General features: G+C 62.3%; 8 protein-coding genes and 1 pseudogene. 3 read left to right on the forward strand and 6 right to left on the reverse strand.

Annotated elements, in window-relative coordinates:
- Nucleotides 1–109: 109 nt before the first annotated feature.
- Complete coding sequence (locus tag AC1Q6Y_RS20570) at nt 110–2,638, forward strand: PepSY domain-containing protein (protein ID WP_492625050.1); 2,529 nt, start codon at nt 110–112, stop codon at nt 2,636–2,638.
- A gap of 128 nt (nt 2,639–2,766) precedes the next feature.
- Here AC1Q6Y_RS20570 and AC1Q6Y_RS20575 read toward each other — a convergent pair whose 3' ends face one another.
- The 4 genes from AC1Q6Y_RS20575 to ptsP form a co-directional block, all read right to left on the reverse strand.
- A complete protein-coding gene (locus AC1Q6Y_RS20575; RefSeq protein WP_492625051.1) occupies nt 2,767–4,308 on the reverse strand; it encodes an alkaline phosphatase D family protein in 1,542 nt (513 codons plus the stop codon).
- Between the two features lie 176 nt (nt 4,309–4,484).
- Nucleotides 4,485–6,224, reverse strand: coding sequence for a PTS fructose-like transporter subunit IIB (locus AC1Q6Y_RS20580; RefSeq protein ID WP_218494896.1), 1,740 nt, complete (start codon nt 6,222–6,224; stop codon nt 4,485–4,487).
- An 11-nt stretch (nt 6,225–6,235) separates the two neighbouring features.
- The gene (pfkB, locus tag AC1Q6Y_RS20585; protein WP_429520791.1) at nt 6,236–7,177 is read right to left on the reverse strand and encodes a 1-phosphofructokinase; all 942 of its coding nucleotides are present in this window, start codon (nt 7,175–7,177) and stop codon (nt 6,236–6,238) included.
- Nucleotides 7,177–10,038: a phosphoenolpyruvate--protein phosphotransferase gene (gene ptsP, locus AC1Q6Y_RS20590; RefSeq protein WP_492625052.1), complete on the reverse strand. Its 2,862-nt coding sequence runs from the start codon at nt 10,036–10,038 to the stop codon at nt 7,177–7,179. The genes pfkB and ptsP overlap by 1 nt, the downstream gene beginning before the upstream one ends.
- A 290-nt stretch (nt 10,039–10,328) precedes the next feature.
- Between ptsP and cra the strand changes: the two genes are divergently transcribed.
- Both cra and AC1Q6Y_RS20600 read left to right on the forward strand, forming a co-directional pair.
- A complete protein-coding gene (gene cra / locus AC1Q6Y_RS20595) occupies nt 10,329–11,324 on the forward strand; it encodes a catabolite repressor/activator (RefSeq protein WP_150812831.1) in 996 nt (331 codons plus the stop codon).
- Between the two features lie 3 nt (nt 11,325–11,327).
- Complete coding sequence (locus AC1Q6Y_RS20600; protein ID WP_492625053.1) at nt 11,328–12,104, forward strand: TatD family hydrolase; 777 nt, start codon at nt 11,328–11,330, stop codon at nt 12,102–12,104.
- Between the two features lie 27 nt (nt 12,105–12,131).
- Here AC1Q6Y_RS20600 and AC1Q6Y_RS20605 read toward each other — a convergent pair whose 3' ends face one another.
- Both AC1Q6Y_RS20605 and AC1Q6Y_RS20610 read right to left on the reverse strand, forming a co-directional pair.
- Entirely contained in the window at nt 12,132–13,061 is a 930-nt protein-coding gene (locus AC1Q6Y_RS20605; RefSeq protein ID WP_492625087.1) for a methyl-accepting chemotaxis protein, read from the reverse strand.
- A pseudogene (locus tag AC1Q6Y_RS20610) lies at nt 13,038–14,129 on the reverse strand (methyl-accepting chemotaxis protein); the annotation flags it as partial. The gene AC1Q6Y_RS20605 and the pseudogene AC1Q6Y_RS20610, both read right to left, overlap by 24 nt.
- Nucleotides 14,130–14,289 lie beyond the last annotated feature (160 nt).

Here is a 14,289-nt window from a genome sequence, read left to right on the forward strand (position 1 = left end):
CGTTCATCCACATGAACGGGGCCTTTGTGCGTAAAAAGAATGCTTCTCGACAACCCCACGGCATAATGCGCGCCGTGATGAATCAACTTGAACGAACAAGGCGAGCGACGTGTTGAAGAAAACCCTGTTCCAGTTGCACTGGTTTTTCGGCATCAGCGCCGGGCTGGTCCTGGCCCTGATGGGCATCACCGGGGCGGCGGTGTCGTTTCAGGATGAAATCCTGAGCACACTCAATCCTTCTGTGTTGCAGGTCGAGAAACAGGTCGCCGGTGTGCTGCCGCCCGTCGAACTGGTGGAGCGAATCGAAGCCGCATCGGGCAAAAAAGTCTCGATGCTCACGGTGGAGACCGACAGCGGCAGCGCCGCCAAAGTGTGGTTCACCCCGCCGCCGGGTGAACGCCGTGGCGAGATGCGCTACTTCGACCCGTACACCGCCGAGTTCCTCGGCGACGCCAACGGCCAGGGCTTTTTCGGCCTGATGCTGCAACTGCACCGTTTCCTCGCCATGGGCGACACGGGGCGGCAGATCACCGGCGCGTGCACGCTGATTCTGGTGTTCTTCTGCCTGTCCGGCCTGTACCTGCGCTGGCCTCGCCAGTGGAAAAGCTGGCGGACCTGGCTGACCCTGGACTGGAAGAAAAAGGGCCGCAGCTTCAACTGGGACCTGCACTCGGTGGCCGGCACCTGGTGCCTGGTGTTTTACCTTCTGGCGGCGATGACCGGGTTGTTCTGGTCCTATGAGTGGTACAACAAAGGCCTGACCCGGTTGCTCTCCGACTCACCACAGAGCGAACGCGTTCGCGGCGGACGCGGCCCTGCGCCAAGCGGTCCGGCACCGACGGCCGATTACGCGGCGATGTGGAGCAGCATCTACAGTGCGGCCGGTCCGCAACTGAGCTCCTATAACGTGCGCATGCCGCCCGTGGCCGGCCAACCAGCGACCGTTTACTTCCTGCTGAAAACTTCGCCTCACGACCGCGCCCTGAACCAGATCACCCTTGACCCGGCCACCGGCGTGGTCAAACGGGTTGATCGCTACAGCGACAAGAGCCTCAAGGCGCAACTGCTGACCAGCATCTATGCGCTGCACGTCGGTAGTTACTTCGGCATCGTCGGGCGCATTATCCTGACCATCGCCTCGCTGACCATGCCGCTGTTCTTCATCACCGGCTGGATGCTGTACCTGGATCGTCGGCGCAAAAAACGTCAGATCAAGGATGCGCGCAAAGATCTCGTGCAAACCGCCAGCGACGCGCCGGCGTGGCTGATCGGCTTCGCCAGCCAAAGTGGTTTTGCCGAACAGCTGGCATGGCAAACCGCCGGGCAATTGCAGGCCGCAGGCTTGCCGGTCAAAGTGCAGCCATTGGCGGACGTCAGCGAGCAGGACTTGCATGAATCGAACAATGCCTTGTTCGTGGTCAGCACCTTCGGCGACGGCGAAGCACCGGACAGCGCCCGCAGTTTCGAGCGCAAGGTACTGGGCCGGACACCGAGCCTGGGACGCCTGAATTACGCCGTCCTGGGGTTGGGCGACCGGCAGTATCAACACTTCTGCGGTTTCGCCAAACGCCTGCACGCCTGGTTGGGCGAACATGGCGCAAAGACCCTGTTCGCCCCGGTGGAGGTCGACAGCGGTGACCCTTACGCCTTGCGCCACTGGCAACAGCAACTGGGCCTGTTGACCGGCCAGGTCCCCGTGGATACCTGGCAAGCGCCCAGCTACGACAACTGGACCCTGCTGCATCGTGAACTGCTCAATCCGGACAGCAGTGGCTCGCCGGTGTACTTGTTGGGCCTCAAGCCTCCTTCCACCAGCAGTTGGCTGGCGGGCGACCTGGTGGAAGTGATGCCGCGCAATTGCCCGTGGGCCATCGAGCACTTCCTCGACGGCATGGGGATTCACGGTGAAACCAAGGTGCAACTCAACGGCCTTGAAGAAACCCTCGAACAGGCCCTGGCCAGCCGCCAGTTGCCGGAGAACCGCGCCCACCTGGTCGGCCTGCACGCCCAAGCGTTGGCAGAGGCCCTCGTGCCGCTGGCCATGCGCGAGTATTCCATTGCGTCGATCCCGGCCGATGGCGTGCTGGAATTGATCGTGCGTCAGGAAGTGCATGCCGACGGCAACCTCGGTGTCGGTTCCGGTTGGCTGACCGAACACGCGCCGGTGGGCAGTTCCATCAGCCTGCGCGTGCGGCGCAACAGTGGTTTCCATCTGCCGGCCCAACCGGTGCCGATGATCCTGCTGGGCAATGGCACGGGCCTGGCCGGGTTGCGCAGCCTGCTCAAGGCCCGGATTGCCGATGGTCAGCAACGCCAGTGGCTGCTGTTTGGCGAGCGCCATCGCGAGCACGATTACCTGTGCCGAAAGGAGCTGGAGGAGTGGCTGATCAATGGTGATCTGGCGCGCCTCGACCTGGCATTTTCCCGCGACCAGGCCGAAAAGATTTACGTACAGGATCGCCTGCGTGAATCGGCGGCCGAGCTCAAGAAGTGGCTGGCGGACGATGCGGTGATCTACATCTGCGGCAGCCTTCAAGGCATGGCTTCGGGCGTGGATCAGGTGCTCAACGAAGTGTTGGGTAGCGCCGAAGTGGAGCGCCTGATCGAACAGGGCCGCTACCGCCGCGACGTGTACTGATTCACTGAGTTCCCTGTGGGAGCGAGCTTGCTCGCGATTACGGTCTATCAGTCAACCAATGTGTTGAATGTAATACCGCCATCGCGAGCAAGCTCGCTCCCACAAGGGTTCATGTATCCATCTCCATCTCAAACCGGCTGCAGCTTTTTCTCAAATACAGACACCCCGTCCAGATCCCGCAACACCACGCTCAACTCCCCGCTCTGCCCATCGATGTTCACCTCGCCAAAAAACTGAAACCCGGCAAACGGCGAGACGTTCTGCGCGGGCGGCGCCTTCTCGAACACCACTTCAGGACCAAAGGTTTTATCCAGCGAGTTCGGTCCAAAGCTACCGGCATTCAGCGGTCCGGCGACGAACTCCCAGAACGGTTCGAAATCCTGAAACGCCGCCCGATCCGGATGGTAATGATGGGCAGCGCAGTAATGCACATCCGCGGTCAGGAACAGGAAGTTGCGCACCTCTTGCGCCCGCAGAAAGCCGAGCAGTTCTGCGATCTCCAGCTCACGCCCCTGTGCCGGGCCGGGTTCACCGTTGGCCACGGCCTCCCAGCGCGCTACACCAGGGCTGACCTCGCCGTCGGGCACGCCGAGGCCAATGGGCATGTCGGCGGCGATCACTTTCCATTGCGCGTTCGAGGCCTGCATTTCGCGCTTGAGCCAGTCCAGTTGCTCACGCCCGAGGAAAGGTTTTTCAGCGCCCTGATTGTCATCGTTGGGCCCGCGATAACTGCGCATGTCCAGTACAAAAACATCGAGCAGCGGCCCGTAACCAAGCTTGCGATAGATCCGCCCGCCTCCATCGGCACTCTGCAAACGCATCGGCGCATATTCAAGCCAGGCCTGGCGTGCGCGGCCCACCAGACTGTGGATATCTTTGTCCTGGTAACGCGCGTCCAGCTGCTTGCCCGGCGACCAGTTGTTCACCACTTCGTGGTCGTCCCACTGCCAGATCTGCGGGACCTCGGCGTTGAAGCGACGGATGTTTTCGTCCATCAGGTTGTAGCGGTAATTGCCGCGGTACTCATCGAGGGTCTCGGCAACTTTGCTCTTGGCCTCGGTGGTGATGTTGCGCCACACACGGCCACCTTCTGTGATGAGCTGTTCCGGGATCGGACCATCGGCGTAAATGGTGTCGCCACTGTGGATAAAAAAGTCTGGCAGACGCAGGCGCATTGCTTCGTAGATGCGCATGCCGCCAATGTCCGGGTTGATGCCGAAGCCCTGGCCGACGGTGTCGCCGCTCCAGACAAAACGGATGTCACGGCGGGCCTGCGGCACGCTGCGCAAGTGACCGAACCAGGGCTCGCTGGCAACGCCATTCCGGGTGTCTTCGAACTGCACGCGATAGAAGATCGCCTGGTCGGCGGGCAACCCGGTGAGTTCGACCCGGGCGGTGAAATCGGTGCGCGCATCGACCAGGGGCGAGACGAATCGCCGTGGGTTGGGAAACAGACTGCGGGTGTCCCACTCCACCACCATCCGCGCGGGGCGGTCGCAGCGGCTCCAGATGATCGCCCGGTCGCCCAGCAGGTCGCCGGACTGTACGCCGTCGGTGAGTTGCGGCCGATCCTTGACCGAAGCGATCACCGCCGGCGCCAGCCCCGGCAACAACAGCCCGGCGCCGACCGCTTGCATGACACGACGGCGCCCGAGGTTGAAATCGCTCATGGTGTTCTCCCTGGAAAAGGAAAAACTAAAGCATGGCTGGATGAAGCCGGCATGACATCCCCACCCTGTAGGAGCGAGCCCGCTCGCGAAAAACCAATGGGCGCCGCTGGGCATCTGGTTTGACGCGTTATCGTTCGCGACCATCGCGAGCAAGCTCGCTCCCACAGGGTCAGGTGTCAGGCGGTGACGGGTTCTACCGCCAACTCCACCACCTCCGGCCGTTTCACCAGCGCATACGCCACCGCCGTCAACAGACTCCCCGCCACAATCGCCAACAGGTAGAGCAGCGCATGGTTGATTGCATTCGGGATCGCCAGGACGAACAACCCACCATGGGGCGCCATCAATTTGCAGCCGAAATACATCGACAACGCACCCGTCAGCGCACCGCCGGCGATGCTCGCCGGAATCACCCGTAGCGGATCTTTCGCCGCAAAAGGAATCGCCCCTTCAGAGATAAAGCACAGCCCCAGCACCAGCGCTGCTTTGCCGGCCTCGCGCTCGGTCTGGGCGAACTTGCGTCGGGCAATGAACGTGGCGATGCCCAGGCCGATCGGCGGCACCATGCCGGCCGCCATGGTCGCCGCCATCGGCGCGTAGCTCTGCGACGCCAGTAACCCCACCGAAAACGCATAGGCCGCCTTGTTGATCGGCCCGCCGAGGTCGACGCACATCATGCCGCCCAGCAACACACCGAGCAGAATCGCGTTGGTGGTGCCCATGCTGTCGAGAAAGTTCGTGAGCCCGGCAAGCATCCCGGCGACCGGTTTGCCGACCACGTAGATCATCACCAGACCGGTGAACAGACTCGCCAGCAGCGGGATGATCAGGATCGGCTTGAGCGCCTCAAGACTTTGCGGCAATCGCGCATAACGGTTGATCGCCCTGGCCGCATAACCGGCAAGAAAGCCGGCAATGATCCCGCCGATGAAACCGGCGCCCAAGGTGCTCGCCAGCAGTCCGCCAATCATCCCCGGCGCGAGGCCCGGACGGTCGGCGATGGAATAGGCGATATAGCCTGCCAGCAGCGGCACCATCAGCTTGAACGCGCTGTCGCCACCGATCTGCATCAACGCCGCCGCCAGTGTGCCCTCCTCCTTGAACGCGGTGATGCCGAACACGAACGACAAGGCGATCATCAAGCCGCCGGCCACCACCATCGGCAACATGAAGGACACGCCGGTCAGCAAGTGTTTATAGACGCCCGTCTTCTCCTGTTTGGCCGTTGTTTTGGCAGCGCTCGATGCGCTTTCCTGTTGACCTTCGGCCAAGGCCTTTTTCAACGTCGCTTCGGCTTGCTTGAGGGCAATGCCGGTGCCGCAGCGATAGATTTTCTTGCCGGCGAAACGCTCGGTGGCGACTTCGATATCGGCCGCCAGCAGCACCACATCGGCCTCGGCAATCGCTTGCGCGCTCAACGGATTGCGCGCGCCGACCGAGCCCTGGGTTTCCACCTGCAGCTCATAGCCCAGGCGCTTGGCCGCTTGCTGCAAGGCTTCGGCGGCCATGAACGTGTGAGCGACACCCGTCGGGCACGCGGTAACGGCCACCAGTCGCGGCGCATTCTGGACAACCGCTACAGGTTCGACGACGGCCTCTTCGGCGGCGTAAACCTGAGCGTCCTGCGCTCCACGGCGCAGCACGGCTTCCACGTCTTGCAGGGCCTGGGCCGGGGTGCTCTGGAACACCCGCTTGCCGACAAAGCGCGACATTTCCACCGGCGCGCTGGTCACCAGCAGCACCCACTCAGCCGCGTCGAGGGTGGCCGCCGACAGTTGCTTTTCGGGATGCGCGGCATCGGTGACTTCGACACTGGTGCTCCAGCCCTGGCGCTGGGCCGCGGCATCGAGCAGCCGGGCACACAGCACACTGGTGACCATGCCGTTCGGGCAGGCCGTAACGATGGCTAACTTCATGACAATCCCTCTTATTGTTCTGTCAGGGGACGCACGCGCACACCCTGTTCGAGCTGCGCCAGTTGCGCTGCATCGCCAATGCCGAATCCGATCTGGGTCACTGCCATCGCGGCAATCGCCGTGGCGGTGCGCAAGGTCTGCTCCGGCGTATCGGCACTGAGCAAACCGTGGAGCATCCCCGCCAGCAACGAATCACCCGCGCCCACCGTGCTGGCGACGTTGACCCTGGGTGGTGTGGCATGCAGCGCCGAGCCAACGCTGAACCAGTTCACGCCATCGACACCATGGGAAATCACCACATGCTCGATGCCCTGGGCATGCAAACGCTCCGCCGCCAAGGCCTGGGCACTGACCGACACGACCTCGCAGCCCAGCACCTCGGCCAGCTCTTCAGTGTTGGGTTTGATCAGCCACGGCCCCGCTTTCAGCGCTGCGCGCAATGCCTCGCCGCTGGTGTCGAGGGCGACATTCAGCCCCAGGTTCTTCAAGCGCAAGATCAACGCCTGCAACCATTGCGCACTGACGCCCAGCGGCAAGCTTCCGGCGACAACCACCGCATCGTGCCCCGGAGCAATCTGCTCCAGTCGATCCATCAAGGCCTGCTGCGCCGCCTCGCTGACCTGCGGCCCCGGCCCGTTGATGTCGGTGATGCGGCCGTCGCTTTCCGCCAGTTTGATATTGCTGCGGGTTTCGCCCGGAACACGGATGAAGGCATCGACAAAACCGCGTTTGGCGAACAATGTTTCGAACGCTTGCAGGTTGTCTTCGCCAAGAAAGCCACTGACGGTCAGTTGATGCCCGAGGTCCGCCAGCACTTGCGCCACGTTCACGCCTTTGCCGGCGGCGTGGGTGTGCATCACATCGCTGCGGTTGACCTGGCCGGCTTCAAGGCGCGGCAACTGGACGGTCAGGTCCAGCGCCGGGTTAAGGGTTAGGGTAAGTATCCGGGCCATTACAGGGCCTCCACTAATGCGCGCACTTCATTGGCGCTGCCCACGGCCAGGGCCTGTCGGGCAAGGGTTTGAGTCTGAGTGAAGCCCAGTTCGCGAATCCGCGCCTTGACCTCGGCAATGCTGCGCGCCCCGACGCTGAGCTCATCCACTCCGAGGCCGACCAGCACCGGCACCGCCAGCGGGTCGGCCGCCAGCTCGCCGCACACACCAACCCATTTACCGTGAGCATGGGCCGCACGCACGGTGATGTCGATCAGTTGCAGCACTGCCGGATGCAAGCCATCGGCCTGGGCCGACAGCGTCGGATGGCCACGGTCGATGGCCAGGGTGTACTGGGTCAGGTCGTTGGTGCCGACGCTGAAGAAATCGACTTCCTTGGCCAGGACCGGCGCCAGCAATGCCGCCGACGGCACTTCGATCATGATCCCCAGTTGCAGGTCGGCGACCGGGATTTCCTGGCGCAGGCGTTCGGTCATGTCACGGGCCTGGCGCCACTCGTCGACGCTGCCCACCATCGGGAACATGATCCGCAACGGCCGGTTGTCGGCAGCCCGCAGCAAGGCGCGCAGTTGCGCTTCCATGATCTGCGGACGCTGCAAGGTCAGGCGAATGCCGCGCACGCCGAGGAACGGGTTCTCTTCCTTCGCAATCGGCCAGTACGGCAGCGGTTTGTCGCCACCGACATCGAGGGTGCGCACCACCAGCGGCCGTCCGGCCAGACCGTCGAGAACGCGGCGGTACTCGATTTCCTGGGTCGCCTCGTCGGGCGCTTGCGGGTGGGCCATGAAAATCAGTTCGGTGCGCAACAGGCCAATGCCTTCGGCGCCCTGCTCCACCGCACTGGTGACGCCGGCGCTTTCACCAATGTTGGCGAACACTTCGACGGCGTGGCCATCGATGGTCAATGCCGGTTGATGACGCAGTTCAGCAGCCGCCTTCAAGCGTTGCTCGCGGGTATCGCGTTCGGCCGTGGCGCGCTGCAAGGTCGCCGCGTCAGCGTCCACATGCAGACGACCACGCTGGCCATCGAGCAGCAAAGCCGTACCCGGTGCCAGCAGCAACACGCCGGGACCGGCGCCGACCAAGGCCGGAATACCCAGCGCCCGGGCAACAATCGCACTGTGCGCCGTAGCACCACCCCGAGCGGTGAGAATCCCCGCCACGCGAGCCGGGTCGAGACGCGCGACGTCGGACGGGCCGACCTCGTCCATCACCAGAATGTACGGTTGATCCGGTTCGCTCGGGGTTTCGATGCCGCTGAGCTGCATCAACACCCGACGCCCGATGTCGCGCAAGTCGGCCGCACGCTCGGCGAGCAAGGCATCCTGCAACGCTTCCTGTTGCCGAGCCGCCGCTTCAATCACGGCCATCCACGCCGCCTCGGCGCTTTCGCCCTGCTTGAGGCGCGTATCGACCTCATCGGTCAGTTCCGGGTCGTCGAGCATCTCTTGGTGGGTAATGAAGATTTCGCGAATGGCTTTGCTCTTGCTGCGCTCGATCAGGCCCTGGATATCACGGCGTACCTGCTCCAGGGCGTGCTGGAGGCGCTTGCGCTCGATGCCGGCGGACTCGCCGCGCAACGGGTAATCGATGGTTTGCAGCACCTGAATATGCGCCGGGCCGATAGCGATCCCCGGAGCCGCGGCAATCGCCTGAACCACGCTGCCAGATAACGGAGCGAGGACCACTTCGGCCATATCGGCAACGACTTCACGCGCCTGACTTACCGGCGGCAGCGGTTCGACTTCCTCCCCGAGGCCTTCTTCGATGGCGGCCAACAAGGCCGGCAACGCATCCGCCGCGATGCCCGGTTCGGCGATGATTTCCAGGACCTGTCCCCGACGGGCGCCGAGGCTGAGCAACTTGCTCAAGCTCTTTACCGACACCGCACTGTCATGGCCATCGACGATGCGTACGCGGATGTCACCTTCAAAACTCTTTGCCAGTTGCGCGAGGATTTTCGCCGGGCGCGCATGCAAACCGTGGGCGTTGGCCAATGCAATTCGCGCGCTGGGCCAGTCGGCAGGCACTTCACCACCGAGCACTTCGAGGACCTTGCGGCTGCTGGTGGCACGTCCCAACTCATGGCCACGCCCTTCGATCAACAACGCGCACAAGCGTTCGAGCAGGGCTTGATGGGCCTCACCGAGGCTGGCCAGGCAGAACAGTCCAGTGAGTGGCTGGCCGAGATAACGCAGCGGTCTGTCCGGGGTGACGAAGGCCAGGCCCGGACGCTTCACCGTCTGCTCGCTGTGCAGCCACCACAGGCCATCGCCCAGGGGTAGCGCTTCAACCTGCTGCAACACGGCGGAGAAACCGTTGCTCACGCAGTCGGCCTGCCGCAGCAAACGTGCACCACGCCAGACCAGCTCTTCGAAATCTTCAGCCGCCACACCGAGACCGATCATCTGTGCATCCAGCGCCAACTCCTGCGGCGCGCCTTGCAGCAACTTCAGCAAGGCTTCGGCGGAACCGGCGCGACGCAGGGCCTGGCCCAGGTCAGTCTCGCCGAGGGCGCGGGTGAGCAATTGCAACAGGCGCAGATGTTCATCGGATTTGGCGGCGATGCCGATCGCCAGGTAAACGATATGACCATCGCCCCAGTCCACGCCATCGGGGAACTGCATCAGACGCACACCGGTGGTGAACACCAGGTCGCGGGTTTCGGGCGTACCGTGGGGGATGGCAATACCTTGACCGAGAAAGGTCGAGCCCTGAGCCTCCCGCGCCTGCAAGCCGGCGAGATAACCCTCGGCAACCAGGCCGTCGGCGACCAGATGCCCGGCCAGCAATTGCAGGGCTGCGGACTTATCCACAGCCGACTGGCCCATCGAAATCTGCTCTACAGTGAGCTCGAGCATGCTTTCTCCTTTTTGGCGCCTTGGGGCACCAGGTATTGTTTTGAATGAGTCAGCTTAGGCGCTTGGTCATCGCTTTTGGCGGTTTCACGGCAGAACCGGCCAAAGGCGCCTAAAACGTAGAAAATACGCTTGCTGAAACGTTTAATCTATATCGATTGGCACGTTACTCGAAATTGGCCCATCCTTGAAGTCCAACTTGTCGGATGCGTTGCGACAATGGTCGCCTGCCTTAATCGGTTAGGATTGACGAAAATGTCGAGGCAATCTCGAAAAAACAAGGAAACAGCGGGTTGAAACTCAGTGATATCGCCCAGTTGGCCGGTGTGTCCGTCACCACCGCCAGCTATGTCATCAATGGCAAGGCCGAACAACAGCGCATCAGCAGCGCTACCGTCGAACGCGTGCGCGCGGTCGTCGAACAACATGGCTTCACGCCTAACCCACAGGCCGCCGGATTGCGCAGCCGACACACCCGCACATTGGGGTTCATTCTGCCGGATCTGGAAAACCCCAGTTACGCGCGAATCGCCAAATTGCTGGAACAAGGTGCGCGGGCCCGGGGTTATCAGTTGCTGATCGCCAGCTCCGACGATGCGCCGGACAGCGAACGGCAATTGCTGCAGTTGTTCCGCGCCCGGCGCTGCGACGCACTGATCGTTGCCAGCTGCCTGCCGCCCGGCGACGACAGCTATCGCCAATTGCAGGCCAAGGGCATTCCGATCATCGCCATCGACCGGGTCATGGAACCCGAGCATTTCTGCTCGGTGATCAGTGACGACCGCGAGGCCAGCCTGCAACTGACCCGCAGCCTGCTCGACCCCTTGCCCAAACAGATCGCGCTGATCGGCGCCCGCCCGGAGCTGAGCATCAGCCAGGAACGTTGCGCCGGCTTCAAAGAGGCGCTCGTCGGGTTCAACGGTGAGGTGCTGATTGAAGAAGGCGAATCCTTCAGCCGCGAGTGCGGCAAACAATTGATGGAAGAATTGCTGCAGCGCCTGGGCCATTTGCCCGATGCCCTGGTGACCACATCCTACGTGCTGCTTCAAGGCGTGTTCGATGCGCTGCACGACTTCCCGCTGAAAAACCGCCCGCTGCGCCTCGGCACGTTCGGCGACACTCAGTTGCTGGACTTCCTGCCGCTGCCGGTCAACGCCATGGCCCAGCAGCACCAGCTGATTGCCGACAAAGCCCTCGCGCTGGCCCTGGCAGCCATCGAGCAGTCGGATTACCGGCCCGGTGTGCAAGCCATTGCGCGCACGTTCAAGCAGCGTATTCGCCAGGACTGAACCGTGGAGCTGATCGACACCCACACCCATCTGGATTTTCCGGACTTCGACGCCGACCGTCAGGCGCTGCTGGCCGAAAGCCGCGCCCTCGGGGTGCGGCGGATCGTGGTGCTGGGGGTTTATCAGGCCAATTGGCAGCGGGTCTGGGAGCTGGTGCAAAACGATCCCGACCTGCATGCGGCGTTCGGATTGCACCCGGTGTATCTGGACGATCATCGCCCTGAAGACTTGAGCGAACTCGGCGATTGGCTGACCCACCTGGCTGGCCATCGGCAACTGTGTGCCGTCGGCGAGATCGGCCTGGACTACTTCATCGAAAACCTGGACCGCGACCGCCAGCAGGCGTTGTTCGAGGCGCAATTGCAATTGGCGGCGGACTTCAATCTTCCAGCACTGATCCATGTGCGGCGTAGCCATGCGGCGGTGATTGCCACGCTCAAACGGTTTCGCCTGAAACGGGCCGGCATCATCCACGCCTTTGCCGGCAGCCAGGAAGAAGCCCGGGAATACATCAAGCTGGGTTTCAAACTCGGCCTGGGCGGCGCCGCGACCTGGCCTCAAGCACTGCGCATGCACCGAGTGCTGGCCAAGCTACCGCTGGATTCTGTGGTGCTGGAAACCGACTCCCCGGACATGGCGCCCGCCATGTTCCCCGGCCAACGCAACAGCCCCGCGCATCTGCCCGCGATCTGCGCGGCACTGGCCGACATCATGGCGATCAGCCCCGAGCAATTGGCTGCGACCAGTACGGCCAATGCCTGCGAGTTGTTCAACTGGTGAATCAAATCCTGTGGTATCAGGCGACCGCTACACCCGAAACGCGCTGATCAACTGTTTCAACTCCACGACCTGGGCCGACAACGCCCGGCTGGCATCTTCGGTCTGATGCGCACCTTCAGCGGTGCGCTCGCCAGCGCGATTGATCTCGACGATGTTCTGGTCGATGTCGTGAGCCACGGCGGTTTGTTGCTCCACTGCGGCGGCAATCTGCTGGTTCTGGTCGACGATCATGCCGACCGCTCCCAAGATGTTTTCCAGCGCCCGCTGGACCTTTTCCGACTGCCCGACCGTGCCATTGGCCATTTCATGGCTGGTGCCCATGGCCTTGACCGCAGCGCCGACACCGCCATGGAGCCTGGCGATCATCTGCTCGATTTCTTCGGTCGATTGCTGGGTTCGTTTGGCCAGGGTCCGGACTTCGTCGGCTACCACGGCGAAACCAAGGCCCTGCTCACCGGCCCGTGCCGCCTCGATGGCAGCATTGAGCGCCAGCAGGTTGGTCTGCTCGGCGATACTCTTGATCACTTCGAGCACACGGCTGATGGACTGGCTGTCGCTGGCCAGCTGGTTGATCACCAGTACCGATTGATCGATCTCGCTGGCCAGCGCGGCAATGCTGCCTTGCTGCGACTCCACCAGGCCACGACCACTGATGGTCTCATCGTTGACACTGTGGGCACTGCTCACCGCCGCGGCGGCACTGCGCGCCACTTCCTGGGAAGTGGCCGACATCTGGTTCATCGCCGTGGCCACTTGTTCGATCTGCGTGCGCTGCCCGGCGACGGCCTGGTTGCTTTGCGCGGAAACGCTTTCCACCTGGCCGGCCTGACGCTCGACTTCGCTGACGGTCTGCCCCACCCGCTCGATCAGGTCATGGATCTTTTTCACCGTGCCGTTGAACACTTCGCCCAGCTCCCCCAGCTCATCGCGGCTGTGGGCGCTGAAGGTCACGGTCATGTCGCCGGCCGCCACCTTGTCCATCACCGCGCCCAGGCGCTTGAGGGTGGTGCGGGTCGAGGCATAGAAAGCGCCGTAGAGATAAAAGATCAACACAAAGACGACTGACAGCGCCACGGCCTGCAAGACCATGTGCGTGCGATTCTGCTCAAGTCGCTGCTGCAATTGCGGGCCGAGATACTTCAGGACCGCTTCGTTGAGTTGGTAGGTCTGGTCCATCAGGGCGCTGACCTGATCGTAAAAGCCCTGCCACGGCGCGTCGAGGGTATCAGCCATGACCACTTGTTCTTCGAACAGCTCGCTGGCTTTCTTCAAGGATGCCCGGCTGCTATCGGCCTGAGTGACCAGGGTCTCACGCGCAGCCTTGCTGGAACCCAGGGCATCCTGCAACTTCAGGCCATACTCGGCCTGGAGCTTTTCAATCTGCGCCAGCAATTCATCGAAACGGGTACTCGAAGCCGAGTTGATGAACCCCTGCCCCAACGAGTAAGACCCCATTGCCCGACCTTCGCCCAGGATCTGAGTGACCCGCGGCGTGACGAGGGTGACGAGCTCGCTCAACTGGCGCATGTCGCTCTGGTTGTCGCGACTGAGGCCGGACTGGCTGGTAATGAGCTGGCTGAAAATCTGCGCGCTGCCCACCAGCTTGCCGATCAAGGCACTTTTGCTTTGCAGGGAATTTTCCGTTTGCTGGGCCTTGAACGCGGCGATCATTTCATCGCGTTTGCCATCAAACACCGCAACCTGCTCCGGGTCGCTGGTCATCGCCGTCAGCCCTTGCAGGCGAGTCAGAATATTCTGCTCAAGGGCGTTGATTTTCGACTCGACGTTGCCGGCCTTGCCGGATTGGCCGAGGCTGACATTGATCTGCACCAGGTTGTTCAGGGTTTCCAGATCGCGCCGCAACGTCAGGCTGCTGCCCAACAGGTCGAGACTTTGCAGCTCGATGCGCGTGCCCTGGAATTCGCGGTAGGAGTCACGCACCAGATAGAAGTTGGTCACCAGCATCGGCACCAGGAACAGTACGCTGATCAGGCTGAACTTCATACCGAAGCTCAGGCGGTTCATCAGTGCGACAGCGGGATAGAGCAAGCTCTTCACTGGATGTCTCCCTTCAGTTTCTTATTTTTTTTATTGGCAGGCGCAGACAGAAAGCAGATGGCCACTATTCGACGCTATCTCTGTATAACTTAAATCGGCAGGAGGTTTTGTAACTTAAGGTTAACGA

It is taken from the genome of Pseudomonas sp. GW823-FHT06E10 (assembly GCF_058794995.1).

Coding starts and splice junctions, on each gene's coding strand:
- AC1Q6Y_RS20575 (WP_492625051.1), bottom strand. CDS start 4,308: ATGAGCGATTTCAACCTCGGGCGCCGTCGTGTCATGCAAGCGGTCGGC.
- AC1Q6Y_RS20580 (WP_218494896.1), bottom strand. CDS start 6,224: ATGAAGTTAGCCATCGTTACGGCCTGCCCGAACGGCATGGTCACCAGT.
- pfkB (WP_429520791.1), bottom strand. CDS start 7,177: ATGGCCCGGATACTTACCCTAACCCTTAACCCGGCGCTGGACCTGACC.
- ptsP (WP_492625052.1), bottom strand. CDS start 10,038: ATGCTCGAGCTCACTGTAGAGCAGATTTCGATGGGCCAGTCGGCTGTG.
- AC1Q6Y_RS20605 (WP_492625087.1), bottom strand. CDS start 13,061: ATGACCGTGACCTTCAGCGCCCACAGCCGCGATGAGCTGGGGGAGCTG.